This window comes from Nonomuraea candida (assembly GCF_000725485.1).
Lineage (GTDB): Bacteria > Actinomycetota > Actinomycetes > Streptosporangiales > Streptosporangiaceae > Nonomuraea > Nonomuraea candida.
Genome location: NZ_JOAG01000008.1, coordinates 40,160 through 59,611, shown reverse-complemented (window position 1 = coordinate 59,611; position 19,452 = coordinate 40,160). Strand labels below are relative to the sequence as shown.

Genomic DNA, 19,452 nt, shown 5'->3' with positions numbered 1-19,452 from the left:
CACATGCCAACTTCCCCCCGGCACAACCTTCCGGCAGAGCCCAACCGGTTCGTGGGCCGCGAGCGCGATCTCGACGACCTGCACGGCCTGTTCGGCGAGACGCGAGTCGTGACGCTGTGCGGGGTGGGCGGCATCGGCAAGACCCGGCTGGCCCTGAGGGTGGCGGCCGGGCTGGTGCCCGCCTACCCCGACGGCGTCTGGCTGGTGGAGCTGGCCAGGTTCGGGCGGCCCGAGCTGGTCGAGCAGGAGATCGCGCGCGTGCTCGGCGTGCGCGAGGAGGCCAGCAGGCCGCTCCTCGACACCGTGACGGCCCGCCTGCGCGACCAGCGCTGCCTGCTGGTGCTGGACAACTGCGAGCACCTGGTCGACAGGTGCGCCGAAGTGGTCGCGGCGCTGGTGGCGGCCTGCCCGTCGTTGCGCGTGCTGGCCACCAGCAGGGAGCCGCTGCGCATCGCCAGCGAGCTGATCTGGCGGGTGCCGCCGCTCGACCTGCCCGACACCGGCCCGCCGCACGCCGCCGAGGCCGAGGCCGCGCCCTACCAGCCGCCCGGCCTGGCGCCCGATCCGGCGTCCTACCCGCCGCCCGGCCTGCGGCCTGACCTGCCGCCCGACCTGGCGGCCGACCTGGGGTCCGACCTGCCGTCCTACGCCCCGTCCCGGACGGCGTCGCCCGGGGTGGCCATGTCCGACGTGGAGTCCGTGCAGCTGTTCATGGACCGGGCGGCCGCGGCGGGCACCAGGCTGGGGCCGGAGAGCCTGGGCGACGTGGTGCGGCTGTGCCGGGCGCTCGACGGGCTGCCCCTGGCTCTGGAGCTGGCCGCGGCCCGCACGAGCCTGCTCAGCCCCGGGCAGATCGCCGACCGCATAGACGACCGGTTCTCGCTGCTCACCACCGGCGGGCGCACCGCCCCCGTGCGGCAGCGCACGCTGCTGGCGGCCGTGGAGTGGAGCTACGACCTGCTCTCGGCCAAGGAGCAGGTGCTGCTGCGCCGGTTGTCGGTGTTCGCCGGCGATTTCGACCTCGACCTGGCCGAGCAGGTCTGCGCCGAGCGGCCCATCGCGGGCGGCGAGATCGTCGACCTGCTCGGCGCCCTGGTGGACAAGTCCCTGGTGCTGTGCGACGAGAGCCGCAGGCGCTACTGGCTGCTGGAGACCATCAAGCGCTACGCCGTCGAGCGGCTCGACCAGGCCGGCGAGCGCGAGGTCCTGCGCGAGCGGCACCTCAACGTGCTCTGCGAGCTGCAGGAGCGCCACTTCACCACCGAGATGGTCGAGCCCGCCACGCCCTGGGCGCGGCGGCTGGAGGCGCTGACCGCCAGCCGCGACCTGGTGGACGACCAGCGGGTGGCGCTCGACTGGGCCGTCGAGTCCGGCAACGTGGGTCTGGGCCTGCGCCTGTGCCGGACCAGCACGGGGCTGCTGCCCATCAGGGGCAACCTGACGGAGATCGTCGGCTGGGTCGAGCGCCTGCTCTCGCTCGACATGACGGGGGTGTCGGCCGACGAGATCGCGCACGCGAAGGCCTACCTCGCCTACGGGCTGGAGGCGCGCGACGAGCTGAGCAGGTCGCTGGAGGCGGCCGAGCAGAGCCTGGCCGGGATGGATCGCGACAACGTGTTCCCGCGCTGCGTCATGCACAGCCTGATGGTCATCGTGCTGCTGCGGATGGGCCGCTCCGACGAGGCGCTGCACCACGCGGAGGAGGGCCTGGCCCTGGCCACCGCCTCGGGCGACACCTGGAACCAGGCGGCCGGGCTGCTCGGGCTGTCGGCGGTGGCGCTGACCAGGGGCCGGCTGCGCGAGGCGCAGCGGCACGGCGAGGAGGCGCTGGCGCGGGCCCGCGAGCACGGCCACCGCTGGCTGATGGCCAGGGCCGCCGCCCAGCTCGGCGCGGTGGCCGAGGCGCGCGGCGACCTGGTGACCGCCCAGGCCCAGTACGAGATGGCCGTGCCGTGGCTGCGCGAGCTGGGCAGCGATCTCGACCTGGCGCGCTGCCTGGCCAGGATCGGCAGGGTGGCGGCGATGCTGCACGAGTTCGGCGCCGCGCGCCGGCGGCTGGCCGACAGCCTCGCGCTGGGCCGGGCCACCGGGCAGCGGCAGGGCGTGGCGCGCTGCCTGGTGGGGCTGTCGGTGCTGGCCGAGTACGAAGGCGACCTGGAGGGCGCGGTGCTGGCGGCCGCGGCGGCGGCGGGCCTGCGCGAGTCGATCGGGCAGCACTCCGCCACGATCAGGATCGAGGAGCTGCTCGGCCGGGCCCGCACCAAGCTGGGGGAGGGGCGCACCACGGCGTTGTGGTCGCGCGGCCGGGCGATGAGCCCCGACGACGCCGCCCGCCACGTGCTGCAGGGCGAGCGGCTGTCGCACAAGACGCCGGTGACGGCCGAGCCCGTGCGGCACTCGCTGCTGACCGCGCGCGAGCGGGAGATCGCCGGGCTGCTCACCCGCGGGCTGTCCAACCGGGGCATCGCCGAGGAGCTGGTGATCAGCCCGGCGACGGTCGCCCGGCACATCGCCAACATCATGGAGAAACTCGGCTACACCTCGCGGGCGCAGATCGCGGTGTGGGCGGCCGAGCACGCCGAGCATCCCAAGGCCCGCACCTAGACCTCCGGGGCGGCGCCGCGGGCCCGCGCCGCCGCCCCGGACGCCTGCGCTCGGGCCCCGAACAGGCCCTCACTCTTCTGCATAGGGATCTGCATATTCCGCCCCATGTGTGCACGAGACGCCCTCCCTACGGTGGGCCCCATGGATGAGCGCATCGTGATGGTGGACTCGGGGACGGGCCTGAGACTCACCGAAGAGCAGCTGGACGAGAGGTCCGCGGTCGCGACCGTCCAGTTGCGGCGCAGAGGAGTGCGCGCTGGGGACACCGTGCTCATCTGCCTGCCCGTCGGGCCCGACCTGCTCGTCTCGACCAACGCGGTGATCGCCGCGGGCGGCGTCGTCTGGCCCCTGCCCGTCGATCTCGACGCCGCCACGCTGCGGGACCGCATCCAGGAGAGCGACGCCCGCGTGATGATCTCCAACGTCCGGCGCGCCCTGGAGGCGGCCGAGGAGTCACGGGTGCGGATCATCATGAGCGTGGCAGACCTGAGCGCTGCACATTCGTATCCGACGAGTCGTTAACTCTGTACGGAAAGTGATCGCATCGGGCCGCGCATAGAGGGAGACTTGGCGCGAAGGTGAGCTTCCCGCGACCGCTGGGGCCTGGACGACATGACCGCGCACGCCTCGCACAACCTCCCCGTGGAGCCCAACCGCTTCATCGGGCGCGCCCGTGACGTGTCGGAGCTGAGCGAGCTGGTCCGCCAGGAGCGCGTGATCACGCTGAGCGGCGTGGGCGGCATCGGCAAGACGCGGCTGGCGCTGCGCGTGGCGGCGCGGGCGCTGCCCCGGTTCGCCGGCGGGGTGTGGCTGGTGGAGCTGGCCAGGGTCGGCAGCCCCGCCCTGGTGGTGCACGAGCTGGCGGAGGTGCTCGGCGTCCGCGAGGAGAGCCCCGGGCGGCTGCTCGACGGCCTGCGCGTGCGCCTGCGTGACGCCGACGCGCTGATCGTGCTGGACAACTGCGAGCACCTGGTCGAGCACTGCGCCGAGCTGGTGTCCGAGCTGATCGCCGAATGCCCGGGGGTGAGGTTCCTGCTCACCAGCAGGGAGCCGCTGCGCATCCGGGGCGAGCTGATCTGGCGGGTGCCGCCCCTGGAGCTGCCCGACGAGCAGCATCCCGACGCCGAGTCCGTGCTGCTGTTCGTGGAGCGCTCGCTCGCGGCGGGGGTGCGCGGGGTGACGGAGCGCATGGACGACGTCGTGCGCCTGTGCCGGGCGCTCGACGGCCTGCCGCTGGCGCTGGAGCTGGCGGCGGCCCGGACGAGCCTGCTCAGCCCCGGCAGCATCGCCGACCGCCTCGGAGACCGGTTCACGCTGCTCACCACCGGCGACCGCACGGCGCCCGGCAGGCAGCGCACGCTGCTGGCCACCATGGAGTGGAGCCACGACCTGCTCACCCCCAAGGAGCGGGTGCTGCTGCGCCGGCTGTCGGTGTTCGCGGGGCTGTTCGACCTGGCGCTGGCCGAGCGGGTCTGCGCCGACGGGGGCATCCTGCGCGGGGCCGAGGTGCTCGACCTGCTCGGCGGCCTGGTGGACAAGTCGCTGGTGCTGCACCAGGGCGGGTCGGGGCGCTACCGGCTGCTGGAGACCATCCGCCAGTACGCCGCCGACCGGCTGGCCGAGGCCGGGGAGGTCGCCCGGCTGCGCGACCGGCACCTGCTGGTGGTCTGCGAGGAGATGGAGCGGTGTCACGAGGGCGGCTCGCCGGCCCGGCGCATGCCCTGGCCCGCGCGGTTCGCGCACGTCACCAGGGGGCGCGGGCTGCTCGACGACTGCCGGGCCGCGATCGACTGGGCGGTGCGCTCGCGTGCTCCGGCGCTCGGGCTGCGCCTGGCCCGCGCGGCGCTGGCGATCCTGGCCGTGCGGGGCGACCTGGGCGAGAGCGTGGGCTGGCACGAGCGGCTGCTGGCGCTCGACGTGTCCGGGGTGCCCGCCGACCTGCTGGCGGTGGCCAAGGGGGCGCTGGCGTACGGGCTGGAGCTGGGCGACGAGCTGGAGCGCGCGCGGGAGCTCATCGTCCAGGGGGTGGAGGAGCAGCGGCGGCACCCCTACACGCCCTGGCTGGGCATCACCTACGGCGTGGCGCTGACCGTGTTCTTCCGCACGGGGCAGAGCGGGCGGGCGCTGCGTTACCTGGCGGAGCTGGAGGCGGCGGCCACCGCGCACGACGACCCGTTCAACCTGGCCACCGCCCGGATCGCGCGGCTCAACCTGGCCCTCTTCCAGGGGCAGCTGCGCCAGGCGCGGCGTCACGGGGAGGAGGCGCTGGCGCTGGCCGGGGAGGTCGACCACCACTGGGCCCGGGCCAGGGCGCTGACCCATCTGGGCGCGGTGGCCGAGGCCGCGGGCGAGCTCGACGCGGCCATGGCGCACCACCGAGAGGCGCTGCCGCTGCTGGAGGGCATGGACAACCGGGTCGAGCTGGCCCGCTGCCACGCGCAGGCCGGCCGGGTGGCCGCCGCGCTGGGCGACCACGCCGCCGCCAGCAGCCACGTGGCCACGGCGCTGGAGCTGAGCAGGCAGGCGGGGCAGCGCAGGGGGATCGTGCGCGCGCTCATGGCCCTCGCGGCGCTGGGGCGGGCCCGCGGCGACCTGGAGGGCGCGGTGCTGGCGTGCGCGGCGGCCGGCGCGCTGCGCGAGTCGATCGGGCAGTACGGCACGCCCGGGCGCGTGCGGGAGCTGCTGGCGCCGGCCCGCGACCGGCTCGGCGAGAGCCGGGTGGCGGTGCTGTGGGCCAAGGGCGCGGAGTGGTCGCCGGAGGAGGCGGCCAGGCGGGTGCTCGACGGCGACGGGTCCGACGTCTCCGTCCTGTCCGGACCCGGCGGAGGGCCAGGAGACGCGGCGGGGACGGCCGCCGGGGGCACGAAGGCGCCCGGAGCCGGGGCGGAGCTCGGGGCGCTGACCGCGCGGGAGCGGGAGGTCGCCGCGCTGCTCACCCGGGGCCTGAGCAACCGGGCCATCGCCGAGGAGCTGGTGATCAGCCCGGCCACCGTGGCCCGGCACATCGCCAACATCATGGTCAAGCTGGGCTTCGAGGCCCGCTCGCAGATCGCGGTCTGGGCGGCCGAGCACGGGACGGACGCGGCCCGACCATAACCTCTATCCCATGTCTTTCGCGCCGAACTTCCCCGTCATGCTCAGGACCGAGGACGGAGTCCGCATCGACGCCGCGCACACCCCGCCCGCCCGCAGGCACGCGGACCCGGAGCTGGGCATCGTGGTGGCGCACGGTTTCACCGGCTCGTGGCGGGAGCGCACCGCGCGCCGCATCGTGCACGTGCTGAGCGGGTACGGCGGGGTGATCGCGTTCGACTTCCGCGGCCACGGGCGCTCCGGCGGCGAGACCACGGTCGGCGACCTGGAGATCCTCGACGTGGAGGCCGCGGTCAGGCACGCCCGCGTGGTCGGCTACTCCAGGATCGCGCTCGTGGGCTTCTCCATGGGGGCGGCGGTGGCCGTACGGCACGCGGGGCTGCGCGGCGGGGTGGACGCGGTGGTGGCGGTCAGCGGCCCCGCGCGCTGGTACTACCGGGGCACCCGGCCGATGCGCCAGGTGCACTGGGCCATCGAGCAGCCGTTCGGCCGGTGGGCGGCCAGGGTGGCCAAGCGCACGCGGATCGCCCGCGGGCAGTGGGACCCGATCCCGATGCCGCCGCACGAGGCCGCCGGGCTCATCGCGCCCACGCCGCTGCTGATCGTGCACGGGGACGCCGACGCGTTCTTCCCGCTGGAGCACGCGCACCAGCTCTACGCCGGCGCGCGGGAGCCGAAGGAGTTGTGGATCGAGCCGGGGTACGGGCACGCGGAGGCCGCCGCGAGCCCCGAGCTCATCCACCGGATCGGCAAATGGCTCTCTTCGCCACCTTCCTAGGGGAAAGACGTCTACCTGGGGCGGATCGCAGGAAACCGCCGGGAGAAAGTCTCCGGGCGCGGCGACGGCCCGCCCGCCGCGCGGGGTCCATACTGCAGGAGTGACCGGGCGGTCGCCCAGGGTGTCGTGACGCCGTGGGCGGGGGTCGCCGGCCGGTGGCACGGCGGGGTGCGCCGCCCAGCGTCGCGGGGGCGCGCTGGGTGGCCGCCCCGCCCTCGGGAAAGACGCCGCGGCGCGCGGCGGAAGGGCCCCGCGTCCGCCGCACAGTGGCCCTGGGCGCGGGACAGGGCCCCGCGCTTCGCGGGGCGGGGCCCAGGGGGTGGCGGGTCAGCCGAGGCGGGCGATGGTCTTGTACTCCAGGTAGCCGTTGAGGCCCTCGGGGCCCAGCTCGCGGCCGATGCCGCTGGCCTTGTAGCCGCCGAAGGGGGCGTTGGACTCCAGCATGAAGCAGTTCACCCCGTACGTCCCCGTACGCACCTGGCGGGCCACCTCCATGCCGTGCTCGGTGTCGGCCGTCCAGACCGTGCCGGCCAGGCCGTAGTCGCTGTCGTTGGCGATGCGTACGGCGTCGGCCTCGTCCTCGTACGGGATCACGGCCAGGACCGGCCCGAAGATCTCCTCGCGGGCGATGCGCATGTCGTTGCTGACCCCAGCGAAGACCGTGGGCGCGACGTACCAGCCCTTGTCGAAGGGCCGGTCGAGGCCGCCTGTCACGACCTTGGCGCCCTCGTCCATGCCGATCTTGATGTATCCCTCCACCCGGTCCTGCTGCCGCTTGGCCACCAGCGGGCCGATGCCGGTCGCGGGGTCGGCGGGGTCGCCGACGGTCTGGGAGTTGACCATGCCCGCGATCGCGTCCACGACCTCGTCGTAGCGGTTGCGCGAGGCCAGGATGCGGGTCTGCGCCACGCACGCCTGGCCGTTGTTCATGAGGGCGGCCATGGACAGGAAGCCCATGCTCGCGGCCAGGTCGGCGTCGTCGAGGATGATCGCCGCGGACTTGCCGCCCAGCTCCAGGCTGACCCGCTTGAGCTGCTCGCCGCAGACGGCGGCGATGCGCCGGCCGGCCGCGGTGGAGCCGGTGAAGGCCACCTTGTCCACGCCGGGGTGGGAGATCAGGTGCTCGCCGACCTCGCGCCCGGCGGCGACGATGTTGAGCACGCCCTTCGGCAGGCCGGCCTCGGCCGCCCACTCGGCCAGCAGGTACGCGTCCAGCGGCGTCTCGGGCGCCGGCTTGAGCACGATCGCGCAGCCGGCCAGCAGCGCGGGCGCGACCTTCGTCATGGTGACGAACTGGGGCACGTTCCACGGCACCACGGCCGCCACCACGCCCACCGGCTCCCTGCGCACCGTGAGCGGGCCGAACAGCCCCGGCCGCTGCTCCTCCTGCTCGAACGTCCTGCCCAGCTCGGCGTAGTACTGCAGCATGCCGAGCGGCTGCGGCGCCTGCGCGAGGTTGGAGAACGTGATCGGCGAGCCCATCTCCTCGGTGATGAGCTGTGCCATCTCGGCCTGGCGCTCGTTGTAGATCGCGGCCAGCCTGCCGATCACCTCGGCCCGCTCGGCGAACGTCATCCGCGGCCACGGGCCGTGGTCGAACGCCTCCCTGGCGGCGGCGACCGCGCGGTTCATGTCCTCGGTCGTGCCGTCGGGCACCCGGCCGACGACCTCCTCGGTGTGCGGGGAGATGACGTCTATCGTGCCGGTGCCGGCCGGGGCCACCCATTCGCCCCCGATGAACAGCTTGTCGTGCTGGCGCATGTCGTGAGCTCCTCGCTTGACCGAATGCTTGCTTGTTCTCGGTACGCCTCAAGGTGACCGAATCATGTTCTGTCCGGCCACGCAAGAGGGACACGGCCCGGGGCGCGGCACGCGGAGGGGGTGCGGCGCGCCGCGCGCCGCACCCCCTCGCGGTGTCAGCGGGAGCCGCCGAGCAGGTGCCGCATCGACCTCTTGACCAGGTCGGTACGCGCGTCCTGATCGGTCACGGTCTCCACGCCGAAGCCGAGATAGACCGTGTCCTCGGTGACGATGCCGCCGCCCTCCTCGAACACCTGGTCCGTGCGGAACCAGTTGTTGACCGAGGCCGAGCTGCCCTCGGGCGGGCCGGCGACGGTCCAGCCGCCCAGGTCGGACTCGAACGACGTCGACTCGGCCACCGTGCCGTCCAGGGTGACGGCGAAGTCGTCGAGGAAGACGCCCGCGCCCTGGGTGGCCCAGTCGCTGATGTAGGAGATGGAGATCTCGACCTGCTTGCCCGCGTACGGGGTCAGGTCGATCTTCCACTGCTGCCAGCCGGCCGAGTTGCCCGAGGCCGCGTGCCAGGCGCCGGAGGTGCCGGTCGGCTCGCAGTTCACCCCCTGGTAGCGCTGGGTGAACGGGTGGATGACGCGCCAGCCGCCGCTGTTCTCGACCAGGCAGCTGTCACCGGTCTCCTGGGTGGTGTGCCCGTTGGCGTCCGGCAGAGTGGTCCAGTCGTCGCGGCCGGCCGTGCGCGCCTCGACCGTCAGGAAGTCCCAGTGGGCCTCGGTGTCGTACGAGGTCCAGAACGACAGGTCGCCGCTCGACCGCCCGGTCAGGTCGATGGTCTTCGTCAGCCGCTTCCACGAGACGTCGGCGATGCCGCTGTAGACGTCCCAGGAGCCGCTGTGCGGGTCGAACGGGCCGCCCGGGCGCTCCCACTTGACCTGCGCGGAGCCGGCGAAGCGGGGGAACCGGTCGGCCGGCAGGATCGCCGAGGTGGCCACGAACGACTGCGTGTGGCTCGGGGCGATCGTGGCGCCGAAGCCCTCGAACGCGCCGCCGCTGCCCCGCAGGGGGAACGGCTGACCGGTGGCCTGGTCGGTGCCGCCGTTGTCGAAGAAGACGTAGGCGCCCAGGTAGTACTGCTGGAAGTCGTTGAACACCGGGATGCACGGCGGGTCGTCGTCGACCGTGCACTCGGGGTTCTCCGGCTGGTCGGGCTCGTAGTAGTAGAGGCCGTTCGTGTTGGCCGCGTACGACGGGTACTTGCCGGCGTGCAGCAGCTTGCCGCCCTCGTTCAGGTAGTCGCGCACGGCCAGCTCGGTGTCCACGCCGCCCTTGGAGGTGGTGCCGGCGACCTGGCCGGGCGACCTGGGGATGATGTCGTCGCCGGTCTCCCAGACCACCGCCTTGTAGTGGCTGAGCACGCCCAGCGGATGCGGGGCCCGGCGGCCGGCCTTGTCCATGTCGTACACGTCCGTGGTGTGGCCGGCGGCCTCCAGGGCGGCGGCGTACTCGTCGGCGTACTTGGCCTCGGCGCCCTCCTGCGCCGGGCTGAGGCCGGTGACGTCCTCGGTGGCCAGCACGAGCACCTCGCCGCCGATGTCGGAGGCGACGGTGTAGGTGAAGTCGGCGCTCTTCCTGCCGATCGAGCTGAACCAGACCTTGACCTTGTCGCCGGGCTTGGTGCCGGTGATCGTGCCGCGCAGGCGGTGGTAGTAGCGGTCGTAGCCCTTGCCGTACCGCTCGCCGCCGCGCCACTCGGAGGTCGGCCTGACCTTCGTACGGCCGCCGTTGACCTGGTAGTTCAGGAAGACGGGGCCGAGCTTGCGCTTGGCGTTGACCTGGACGACCTGGTCCTTGCCGTGGCTGGTGCCGAACGGGTCGAGCTCGAAGTCGGGCGTCCTGTTGCCCAGGTGGCTGACCGGCTCGGCCGGGTCGACCGCGGACCTGGCCACGTCGAGCGCGAAGGGCAGGTTCTTCTCGAACTCGGCCTGCACCAGCGCCTCGTCGTCGGGGAAGACGAAGCCGCAGCCGTCGCAGCCCTCGTTGAGCTCCGGCGTCCACGACAGCGTCCCGTACCTGGCGTGGGCGTGGTCGTTGGTGTCGCCGTTGGTGGTGTAGAGCTCCGCGCCGAGGTCGGGGTCGAAGCCGGGCACCGCCGGCTCGGCGTCGTCGCCCGTGAGCGCCTCGTAGATCGGGTTGTCGGCGGTCGTCGTGGCGATCTGCCAGCCCACCGGGTAGAGCAGCAGCGGGCCGTAGGAGTGGTAGTTGAGCTGCATCTCGAAGCCGACGCGGCGCAGCAGGCCGTCCATGGCCCGGGTCTCCGGCTCGCTGGCCGGGCCGGTGCCGCGGTAGGTCTCGGAGCTGGGGATGCTCGACGAGCCTTCCTCGTCGTAGTGGAAGTTGGTGGGGAAGTTCCGGTTCGGGTCCACGCCGTCGCCGCCGGTGATCCGCCCGTCGCCGTTGTTGTCGCGCAGGTTCTTGCGCCACAGGCGGTTGCCCTCGGTGAAGGTGAAGTCGTAGCCGTCGGGGTTGGCCACCGGCACGAACCACAGCTCGGTCCTGTTGAGCAGGTCGCGCAGCGCGCGCTTGTTCGCGACCACGTGCTTCAGCAGCCGCATGTCCACCTCGGTGGCGATCCACTCGCGGGCGTGCTGGGTGGCGGAGTAGAGGGTCGCGGGCTTGACGCCGTCGGGCAGCAGCCGGGCGCCGGTGGTGACCTTGACGGCCAGGATGTCCTGGCCCTTCAGCGACTTGCCGATCGACTGGAGCTTGACGACGTCCCTGTGGGCGCGCGCGATCTCCCTGAGCTGGTCGGCGATGCCGCCGGGCTGGGAGTACGACTTCCAGACGGTGTAACCCGCCGCCGCCTGGGCCTTGGCGGCCTGGAGCTGGGACTGGCCCTGCGGGTTGCGGACGAGCTCGGGCTTGTGGCCGAGCTTGGCCAGGGCGGCCAGGTCCGCCTGGGCGGCGGTCAGCTCTATGTGCTCCTTGTCGCCCTCGGCCTGCTGCTGGACGACGTCGAAGCCCTTCTCCCTGAGCGCCTGCGCGGTGCCCGGCGGGCTTTCGAGCTGGTACAGCTCGATGCGGTCGGCGGGCGGAAGCGGATTGACGGACGCCTCGGCCGGCACGGCCACGAGGGCCGGGCCTAAGCCGAGGAGGACGGCCGCGGCGAGGATTGTTGATCGAGACACGGTCTGCCCCTTCGCGGAGACGGAATCGACCGCCATCTCAGACCTTTGGAGCGATCTATACAAGGCCCAACTTTTTACCTCCTCCTTAAACAGGTCAAAAGCCTAAAAACACCTCCAAAGGTGCAGCAGTTCCGTCATTCGGATGACAGAGGTCAAGATCATCTTCTATAGTTTCGGTCCGTCTATGAGGGAGGGGACGGGTGTGAGAATCTGGCGGCTCGCCGGTCTCGTCGCCGTACTCTCCGGGCTGCTCGCACTGCCCGCCCCGACGCCGGCCGCGGCCGATCCCTCCCCGGCCGAGCTGCGCAGACTCACCAAGCAGGCGGCGCGGCTCAACGAGCTCTACCGGGGCCAGATCCAGAGCCTGGAGGAGATCAGGATCCAGGCCAAGCGGGCCACCGACAACTCCGGCCACCTCCAGGCCCAGCTCCGGGCCGCCCAGGACGAAGTGAGCCGGATCGCCCAGACCTCCTACATGGTGGGCCCGCTGGACGGCATGCGGCTCATCGCGCCCCAGACCGAGCCGTACAAGATGCTGGGCCAGGCCGCCAACCTGACCTACATGGCCGCCGAGCGGGCCCAGCGGGTGGCCAACATCAAGAAGCTGATCGACAAGTCCAACGAGGCGAAGCTCAACGCCAACGAGAAGGTCGAGAAGCTGCGCAAAGAGATCAAGACCCTGCAGAGCAAGAAGGACGAGATCCAGAAGCTGCTCCAGAAGTACGGCTTCCAGCAGCCCGGCGGCGCCGAGGGCCTGACCCCCCGCATGATCAACGTGCGCGCCGAGATCATGGCCAACTTCCCCATGAAGTACGGCGTCGGCTGCCTGCGCCCCGGCGATCCCGGTGAGCACGGCAAGGGCCGGGCCTGCGACTTCATGATGTCCGGCGGCGGCACCGTGGCCTCGGGCTCCGACGCGGCCAACGGCGACGCGCTGGCCGCGTGGCTGATCAAGAACGGCCCGCGCCTGGGCGTGATGTACATCATCTGGAAGCAGCGCTATTACGACATCCGCTCCGGCGGCGGCTGGGACCCGATGTCAGACCGCGGCGGGGCGACGGCCAACCACTACGACCACGTTCACGTGTCGGTGTTCTGACCGGTGTTCCGACCGGTGTTCCGGCCCGCCAGGAACGCCTTGTACCAGTGGTAGGAGCGCTTCGGCGTGCGCCGCTGGGTGGCGAAGTCCACGTGGACGAGGCCGAAGCGCTGGTGGTAGCCCTCGGCCCACTCGAAGTTGTCCAGCAGCGACCAGACGAAGTAGCCGCGCACGTCCACGCCCTCGGCCATGGCCCGGCGCATGGCGGCGAGGTGGCCGTCGAGGAAGGCGACGCGGGCCTCGTCCTCGACGGTGCCGTCCGGGGCCGGGACGTCCTCCTGGGAGCAGCCGTTCTCGGTGATGAGGATCGGGGGCAGGGCGGCGCCGTACCTCGCCCGGAGGGCCGTGAGCAGCTCGCGCAGGCCGTCGGGGACGACCGGCCAGCCGAAGGCCGTGGTGGGGTGGCCGGTGATGCCCGCGTCCTCGAACGGGAGCACGCCGCCGTCCGCCGGCGCGGCTATGCGGGTGGGGTTGTAGTAGTTGACGCCCAGCGCGTCCAGCGGGGCGGCGATGGTCTCCAGGTCGCCGTCCCGGACGAAGTCCGGCTCGGGGACGTACGCCGACAGGTCCGGATAGCGGCCGAGGAGCACGGGGTCGTTGAACAGCCGGTTGTGCAGGATGTCGTACGCGTCGGCCGCCCGCAGGTCCGCCTCGTCCTGCGACGCGGGCCAGACCGGGGTGCAGTTGTTGGTGAGCGCCACCTGGCCCGCCCCGGCCGCCCTGAGCGCCCCGGCGGCCAGCCCGTGGGCGAGGAGCTGGTGGTGGGCGGCGGGCAGCGCGCCGGTCAGCAGGAGCCTGCCGGGGGCGTGCAGGCCCATGGCGTAGCCGTAGGCCATGTGCACGAACGGCTCGTTCAGCGTGATCCACATCGGCACCCGGTCGGCCAGCCGGGCGGCGACCGTGGCCGCGTAGTCGGCGAACAGGGCGGCGACGTCGCGGTTCAGCCAGCCGCCGCGCTCCTCCAGCGCCTGCGGCAGGTCCCAGTGGAACAGCGTCGGCACCGGGCTGATGCCCGCCTCCAGCAGCGCGTCCACCAGCCGGTCGTAGAAGTCCAGGCCGCGCTCGTTGACCTCGCCGGCGCCCTGCGGCAGCACCCGGGGCCAGGCGATCGAGAAGCGGTAGGCGTTCACGCCGAGCCCCGCCATCAGCGCGACGTCCTCGCGCCAGCGGTGGTAGTGGTCGCAGGCCACGTCCCCGGTGTGACCGTCCTTGACGCGGCCGGGCTCGCGGACGAAGGTGTCCCAGACGGACGGGCCCCTGCCGTCCTCGGCGGTGGCGCCCTCGATCTGGTACGCGGCCGTCGCCGTACCCCAGAAGAACATCCCGGCCTCCCAGCTATGTGAGTTGGGCTCATGTTAACCGAGGTCAAGATCTCTGACCCGGGCCAGGGGGAAATGCGTCAGGATGGGGACATGACCAGTACCTTGCGCCGCCGCCCCGCCCAGCGCCGGAGCGTCGTGCGGGTGGAGCGGATGCTCGACGAGTGCGCGCTCCTGCTCGACGAGGTGGGTTACGAGGCGCTGACCACCAAAGAGGTCGCGCGCCGGGCCGAGGTGCCGATCGGCACCTTCTACCAGTTCTTCCACGACAAGCAGGGGCTGGTGCGCGCGCTGGCGCGGCGCAACCTCGAAGCGTTCCTCCAGCGCATCATCGAGCTGATCCCCACCGTCGAGCTGGCGCACTGGACCGACCTGGTCGACCTGGCCATCGACGAGTTCGTCGACATGAAGCGCACCACGCCGGGCTTCGCGGTGGTCGACTTCGGCGAGGTGCTCGCCGCGCCCGGCGGGCCGGCCGTCGAGGGCAGCGGCCGGGCGCTCGACGAGACGCAGGAGAACAACGTCGTCGTCGCCGAGCGCCTGCGCGCCCTGACGCTGGAGCTGCTCGACGCCCCGGCGGGGCCGGGGCTCGACCGGGCGCTGGTGGTGGCGGTCGAGGCCACCGACGCGGTGCTCAAGCTGGCCTTCCGCGCCGACCCCGGCGGCGACCCCGAGCTGATCGCCGAGTGCAAGCAACTGGTCCGCCGCTACCTGGCCGACCACCTGCCCTGACCCCGGCCCTGCTTTCGGCCCCCGGCCCTGACCCCGGCCCCGGCCCCGGGCCCGACCTAGCCCCCGGCCCCAGACCCCAGGCCCCAGGCCCCTGACGACGCCGCCTCCGGGAGGTTCAGCAGGGGGCGTCCAGGCGGGCGCGCAGCTCGGCGTCCAGCTTGAGCCCGGTCGCGCCGATGGCCTCCTCCAGCTGCTCCATCGTGGAGACCCCCACGATGGGCACGATCCCGTCGGCCATGAGCCAGGCCAGGACGACCTGGTTCGGGGTCGCGCCCAGCTCGCCGGCCACCTCGCGCAGGACCGCCAGCCGCCGGGTCGTGCCCGGGTGGTCGTAGATCTCGGAGATGGGCCGGTCCGGCCGCGTGTACGCGCCGAACATCAGCGTGTTGTACGCCCACAGCGTCATGTCCGGCTCGGCGGCCAGATAGTCGAGCAGCTCGTCCGACACCAGCCGGTGCCCCGACTCGGCGAGCCGGGTGCCCGGCCGCGGCCGCAGGTAGGTGTGCCGGAGCTGCACATAGGTGTAGGGCGTCCAGCCGTGCGCCGCCGAGACGTTCCTGGCCCGCTCCAGCCGCCAGGTGGCCACGTTGCTGGCCCCGAGCGCCCGGGCCCTGCCCGCCCGGACCAGCTCGTCGAACGCCCCCAGGGTCTCCTCCAGCGGGACGGAGCGGTCCTCGATGTGCGCCCAATACACATCGATGTAGTCCGTCCCCAATCTCCGCAGGCTGCCCTCCATCGCGGTGGCGATGGCCGGCGCGGACAGGCCCTCCGCCGAGTCGAGGGTCCGGTCGCCGGGGACGGTGGGCCGGGCGCCGACCTTCGTGCTGATGACCATCTCGTCCCGGTTGCCACGGGCGGCCAGCCACGCGCCGATGGCCAGCTCGCTCTCGTCGCCGGAGCGGCCCTCCACCCAGAACGGGTAGTTGTCGGCCGTGTCGAGCATGGTGCCGCCGGCCTCCTGGAAGCGGTCCAGGATGGCGAAGGTCTCGTCCATGCCGACGGTGGTGCCGAACGGAATCGTGCCGAGTGCGAAATTCATGAGCCAGATGCTGAGACCTGGAGTGCACTCCATGTCAAGCGGTTGACCTGGAGTGCACTCCAGGTGCGATCCTGGGTCGCGTGAGCGTGTACACACCGGCGGAGGTCGTCGAGGAGACCGGCTTCAGCCTCGACACCCTTCGCTACTACGAGAAGATCGGCCTGCTGGAGCGCGTCGACCGGAACGCGGCCGGGCAGCGCAGGTTCAGCCAGGAGGACGTCGGCTGGCTCGGCACGGTCCGCTGCCTGCGCGACACGGGCATGCCCATCGCCACGATGCTGCGCTTCGCCGAGCTGGTCCGCGCCGGCGACCACACCATCCCCGACCGCATCAAGCTGCTGGAGGAGCACGACCGGCAGGTCCGGGCGCAGATCGACAATCTGGCCGAGCGCCAGCGCTACATCCGCAACAAGATCTCCTACTACCGCAGCGTCCTCTAGCCCGGCCTTTGCGGGCCGGTTGCTACACCTCGATCCATGGCCGGATCGAGGGGGAGGTGGCTCGACGTCCCGCTGCGGCGGGTCGCCAGGGTGTGCGCGGCGATGCTGTTCGTGCTGCTCGCGCACATCACGCTGATCCAGGCGTTCGGCTCCCACGCGCTGAACGCCGACCGCAGGAACGAGCGGCCGCTGCTCGACCGGCACGGCCGCCCGCGCGGCGACATCGTCACCTACTACGGCACCCCCGTCGCCACCAGCCGGCCGGTCGGCGCCGGCCCCTACCGCTACCGGCGCGTCTACCCGCACGGCGAGCTGTACGCCGCCGTCACCGGCTACGCCTCGCTGCACCGCGCCACCGGCATCGAGCACGCCCAGGACCCCATCCTGTCGGGCAACGACGCCAAGGTCAGGGTCAGGTCGCTGATCGAGACGGGAAGCACCCGGGGGGCCCACGTCAGGCTGACGGTCAGGGACCGGGTGCAGCGGGCGGCGTACGAGGGGCTGAGGTCGGCCGGGCTGCCCGGGGCGGCGGTGGCCATCGACCCGGCCACGGGCGCGGTGCTGGCGCTGGCGACGTGGCCGACCTTCGACCCGAACGCGCTGGCCACGCTCGACCCGGACCTGCTGGCGCAGACCGCGCGGCGGTTGCGGCAGGCGCCCGCGCAGCCGCTGCTCAACCGGGCGCTCAACCAGGTCTATCCGCCGGGCTCCACGTTCAAGCTGGTCACCGCGGCGGCGGCGCTGGCCTCCGGCGAGTACACGCCGTCGGCGCTGGTGGACGCGCCCGCCCGGCTGCGGCTGCCGGGAGCGCCCGCGTACGTGGAGGGGAACTGCGGGGGCGGGCGGCCGACGCTCGCGTACGCGTTCCAGACCTCCTGTGACACCGCCTTCGCCACCATCGGGCTGCAGCTCGGGCAGGACCTGCTGCGGGACCAGGCGGAGGCGTTCGGCTTCAACGCCGGCAACCTGCGCATCCCGCTGCCCACGACGCCCAGCCGCTACCCGCTGGCCGCGGACCGGCCCCAGACCGCCCTGGCGGCCATCGGGCACCACGACAACCGGGTGACGCCGCTGATGGTGGCCATGTTGTCGGCGGCGGTGGCCAACGACGGGGTGCTGATGCGGCCGCACCTGGTGGCGGAGGTCCGGCTGCCGGACGGATCGGTCATCAACCGGGCCGATCCCGCGCCGTACCGCAGGGCCGTGCCGCCCGAGCTGGCGCGGCACCTGGCGGCGATGATGACCTCGGTGTCGTCGGCGGGGGGCATGGGGGCGGCGATCCCCGGGGTGCGGCCGGTCCCGAAGGCGGCCGCGAGCGAGGAGGGCCCGGGGGCGCCCGCCGTGGTGACCGCCTTCGCGCCGACCCAGGCGCCGGAGGTGGCGGTGGGGGTGGTGCTGGAACGGCCGGGCGAGCGCCCGGACGCGGTCTCCACGATCGCCCGCTCGATCATCGAGGCGGCCCTGAGCTGATGAGAGCGTGGGGATTGGGCGGGCCCGAGCCCTGCGCGACTCGAGCCCGCTGTCACACGCCCGGCGCCCGGCCCCCACCCCTCCGAGAAGGCCCGGCTCCGTCTGGACGTGTGACGTCCCCGATCGATCGGCCGCGGCGACCCCGTCGCGAGGGGCGAGGAACGCGCGGTGCGGTCGATCACATGAAGCAACGGTAGGTGTGCACAGGGCAGCCGCGCATGCGCTGACATGGCCATTCGACGATGTAAGAGCCATGTGTAGAAAGACGGCTCCACCGCCCCCGGACGCGGCCGGCCCATGCGGCGAACTGTGTATGCGGCCTCGGGAGCCCACAGCGGCCCCGCCGCCCCGCCGCCCCGCCGCCGCGTCCGACGGCCCGTCCGCCGCCCCGCCGCCCCGCCGCCCCGTCCGCCGGCCCCCGGCCGGCCCGCGAGTCAGCCCTCGCCGGCCCTTGGGGGACGCCCGGGTTCACCGTCGAATATGCGGAGCTGTTACCGGCGATCCCCTTGACGGGGCGCGGCGGGAAGTGGGTTGATAGCCGTTGTTGACAACGTTGTCAAATCACCTACTTCGGGGGACTTCGAAGGGATGGTGTGGGATGCGACGATGGTTAGCGGCCGTATCGATCACGATGGCGAGCGTGCTGGGCCTGGCTGCCTGCGGAGGCGGTGGAGGAGGCCAGACGGCACAGGCCCCCGCGGCGAGTGGCGATGGGAAACAGCAGGTTGAGGTCTTCTCCTGGTGGACGGGGCCCGGTGAGGCCGACGGCCTGCAGGCGATGCGCAAGATCTTCGAGGACCAGAATCCGAACTACACCTTCTTCGACGCCGCGGTGGCCGGCGGCTCCGGTGACAAGGCCAAGGCGTTGCTGCAGTCGAAGCTCCAGGCGAACACCCCGCCCGACACCTTCCAGGGGCACGCGGGCGCCGAGCTGCAGGGCTACATCAAGGCGGGGCACCTGGAGGACCTGACCCCGCTCTACGACGAGCTGAAGCTCAAGGACGTCTTCCCCGCCCAGCTCGTCGAGCAGATCAGCGTGGACGGCAAGATCTACTCCGTGCCGGTGAACATCCACCGCTCGAACGTCCTGTGGTTCAACCCCTCGGTGCTCAAGGAGGCCGGGGTGGCCGGCGCGCCGAAGACGATCGAGGAGTTCCTCGCGGCCCTGGAGAAGGTCAAGGCCACGGGCAAGATCCCGCTGTCGATCGGGTCCGAGTGGACCGTCACCCACCTGCTGGAGAGCGTGCTGCTCGGCACGCTCGGGGCCGACGCCTACAACGCGCTGTTCAAGCCGGGCGCCGACTGGAACGGCCCGCAGGTGACCACGGCGCTGCAGAACTTCGCCAAGATCATGGAGTACGCGGGCGACCCGCAGGACGACTGGCAGCCCGCGGCCAAGCAGGTGGCCGACGGCCAGGCGGCCTTCACCATCATGGGCGACTGGGCGTACGGCTACTTCCACAACCCGCCGGAGGGCGGGCTGGGCAAGACCTCGAAGACGGACTTCGACTGGGCGCCGTCGCCCGGCACCGAGGGCACCTACCTGTGGCTGTCCGACAGCTTCACGCTGCCCAAGGGCGCCAGGAACCGGGACGGGGCGATGGCCTGGCTGAAGGTCGCGGCCGGCAAGGAGGGCCAGGACGCCTTCAACCCGAAGAAGGGCTCCATCCCCGCCCGCAAGGACGCCGACCAGAGCCTCTACACCGACTACCTGGCCGACGCGCTGAAGGACTGGTCGAGCGACAAGCTCGCCGGCTCCATCCAGCACGGCGTGGCGGTGAACCAGCCGTGGCTGGCGGCGATCAACGAGGCCGTCGGCCTCTACCTCGGCAGCAAGGACGTCAAGGCGCTGCAGCAGGGGCTGGCCGACGCGGCCACCGCCAACGCCCAGTGACTCGTCATACGGGAGGCGGCCGCCGGCCGCCTCCCGGGAGGGAA

The 19,452-nt window shown here is 72.5% G+C and carries 13 protein-coding genes; 9 read left to right on the top strand and 4 right to left on the bottom strand.

The window, feature by feature from the left end; all coding sequences use genetic code 11:
• Positions 1-3: 3 nt before the first annotated feature.
• From IO39_RS07645 to IO39_RS07630, 4 genes are all read left to right on the top strand, one after another.
• Positions 4-2,604, top strand: coding sequence for a LuxR C-terminal-related transcriptional regulator (locus IO39_RS07645; RefSeq protein WP_157548009.1), 2,601 nt, complete (start codon positions 4-6; stop codon positions 2,602-2,604).
• A 141-nt stretch (positions 2,605-2,745) separates the two neighbouring features.
• On the top strand, positions 2,746-3,126 hold the full coding sequence (locus tag IO39_RS50380; protein WP_052422573.1) for an AMP-binding protein: 381 nt from the start codon (positions 2,746-2,748) through the stop codon (positions 3,124-3,126).
• Between the two features lie 90 nt (positions 3,127-3,216).
• Entirely contained in the window at positions 3,217-5,700 is a 2,484-nt protein-coding gene (locus IO39_RS07635; protein WP_043618265.1) for an ATP-binding protein, read from the top strand.
• A gap of 10 nt (positions 5,701-5,710) precedes the next feature.
• Positions 5,711-6,475, top strand: a complete 765-nt coding sequence (locus IO39_RS07630; protein WP_245641855.1) for an alpha/beta hydrolase — start codon at positions 5,711-5,713, stop codon at positions 6,473-6,475.
• Positions 6,476-6,802: 327 nt separating this feature from the next.
• Here the strand turns inward: IO39_RS07630 and IO39_RS07625 are convergent, their stop codons facing one another.
• Positions 6,803-8,236, bottom strand: a complete 1,434-nt coding sequence (locus IO39_RS07625) for an aldehyde dehydrogenase (protein WP_043618262.1) — start codon at positions 8,234-8,236, stop codon at positions 6,803-6,805.
• A gap of 155 nt (positions 8,237-8,391) precedes the next feature.
• Positions 8,392-11,415 carry a M14 family metallopeptidase gene (locus tag IO39_RS07620; RefSeq protein WP_043618571.1) on the bottom strand — a complete coding sequence of 1,008 codons (3,024 nt, stop codon included), beginning with the start codon at positions 11,413-11,415 and terminating at the stop codon, positions 8,392-8,394.
• Between the two features lie 202 nt (positions 11,416-11,617).
• Here IO39_RS07620 and IO39_RS07615 point away from each other — a divergent pair, with 202 nt between their 5' ends.
• Entirely contained in the window at positions 11,618-12,514 is an 897-nt protein-coding gene (locus tag IO39_RS07615; RefSeq protein ID WP_043618259.1) for a VldE C-terminal domain-containing protein, read from the top strand.
• Here IO39_RS07615 and IO39_RS07610 read toward each other — a convergent pair.
• Positions 12,496-13,836, bottom strand: coding sequence for a GH1 family beta-glucosidase (locus IO39_RS07610; RefSeq protein ID WP_043618256.1), 1,341 nt, complete (start codon positions 13,834-13,836; stop codon positions 12,496-12,498). The genes IO39_RS07615 and IO39_RS07610 overlap by 19 nt on opposite strands.
• A gap of 90 nt (positions 13,837-13,926) precedes the next feature.
• Here IO39_RS07610 and IO39_RS07605 point away from each other — a divergent pair, with 90 nt between their 5' ends.
• Positions 13,927-14,565, top strand: a complete 639-nt coding sequence (locus tag IO39_RS07605; RefSeq protein ID WP_043618253.1) for a TetR/AcrR family transcriptional regulator — start codon at positions 13,927-13,929, stop codon at positions 14,563-14,565.
• A gap of 115 nt (positions 14,566-14,680) precedes the next feature.
• Here IO39_RS07605 and IO39_RS07600 read toward each other — a convergent pair whose 3' ends face one another.
• Positions 14,681-15,604 (bottom strand): aldo/keto reductase, encoded by a 924-nt coding sequence (locus tag IO39_RS07600; protein ID WP_084772451.1) that lies wholly within the window; start codon positions 15,602-15,604, stop codon positions 14,681-14,683.
• A gap of 80 nt (positions 15,605-15,684) precedes the next feature.
• On the opposite strand from IO39_RS07600, the gene IO39_RS07595 reads away from it, so the two are divergent.
• The 3 genes from IO39_RS07595 (at position 15,685) to IO39_RS07585 (ending at position 19,408) form a co-directional block, all read left to right on the top strand.
• The gene (locus IO39_RS07595; protein ID WP_043618250.1) at positions 15,685-16,044 is read left to right on the top strand and encodes a MerR family transcriptional regulator; all 360 of its coding nucleotides are present in this window, start codon (positions 15,685-15,687) and stop codon (positions 16,042-16,044) included.
• A 36-nt stretch (positions 16,045-16,080) separates the two neighbouring features.
• Positions 16,081-17,514: a penicillin-binding transpeptidase domain-containing protein gene (locus IO39_RS07590; protein WP_043618246.1), complete on the top strand. Its 1,434-nt coding sequence runs from the start codon at positions 16,081-16,083 to the stop codon at positions 17,512-17,514.
• Between the two features lie 598 nt (positions 17,515-18,112).
• Positions 18,113-19,408, top strand: a complete 1,296-nt coding sequence (locus IO39_RS07585; protein ID WP_043618243.1) for an ABC transporter substrate-binding protein — start codon at positions 18,113-18,115, stop codon at positions 19,406-19,408.
• Positions 19,409-19,452 lie beyond the last annotated feature (44 nt).

Excerpts from the sequence above, each read along its gene's own strand:
- IO39_RS07635 (WP_043618265.1), top strand. The coding sequence starts at position 3,217 with ATGACCGCGCACGCCTCGCACAACCTCCCCGTGGAGCCCAACCGCTTC.
- IO39_RS07625 (WP_043618262.1), bottom strand. The coding sequence starts at position 8,236 with ATGCGCCAGCACGACAAGCTGTTCATCGGGGGCGAATGGGTGGCCCCG.
- IO39_RS07610 (WP_043618256.1), bottom strand. The coding sequence starts at position 13,836 with ATGTTCTTCTGGGGTACGGCGACGGCCGCGTACCAGATCGAGGGCGCC.
- IO39_RS07630 (WP_245641855.1), top strand. The coding sequence starts at position 5,711 with ATGTCTTTCGCGCCGAACTTCCCCGTCATGCTCAGGACCGAGGACGGA.
- IO39_RS07645 (WP_157548009.1), top strand. The coding sequence starts at position 4 with ATGCCAACTTCCCCCCGGCACAACCTTCCGGCAGAGCCCAACCGGTTC.
- IO39_RS07590 (WP_043618246.1), top strand. The coding sequence starts at position 16,081 with ATGGCCGGATCGAGGGGGAGGTGGCTCGACGTCCCGCTGCGGCGGGTC.
- IO39_RS50380 (WP_052422573.1), top strand. The coding sequence starts at position 2,746 with ATGGATGAGCGCATCGTGATGGTGGACTCGGGGACGGGCCTGAGACTC.
- IO39_RS07605 (WP_043618253.1), top strand. The coding sequence starts at position 13,927 with ATGACCAGTACCTTGCGCCGCCGCCCCGCCCAGCGCCGGAGCGTCGTG.
- IO39_RS07585 (WP_043618243.1), top strand. The coding sequence starts at position 18,113 with ATGCGACGATGGTTAGCGGCCGTATCGATCACGATGGCGAGCGTGCTG.
- IO39_RS07600 (WP_084772451.1), bottom strand. The coding sequence starts at position 15,604 with ATGAATTTCGCACTCGGCACGATTCCGTTCGGCACCACCGTCGGCATG.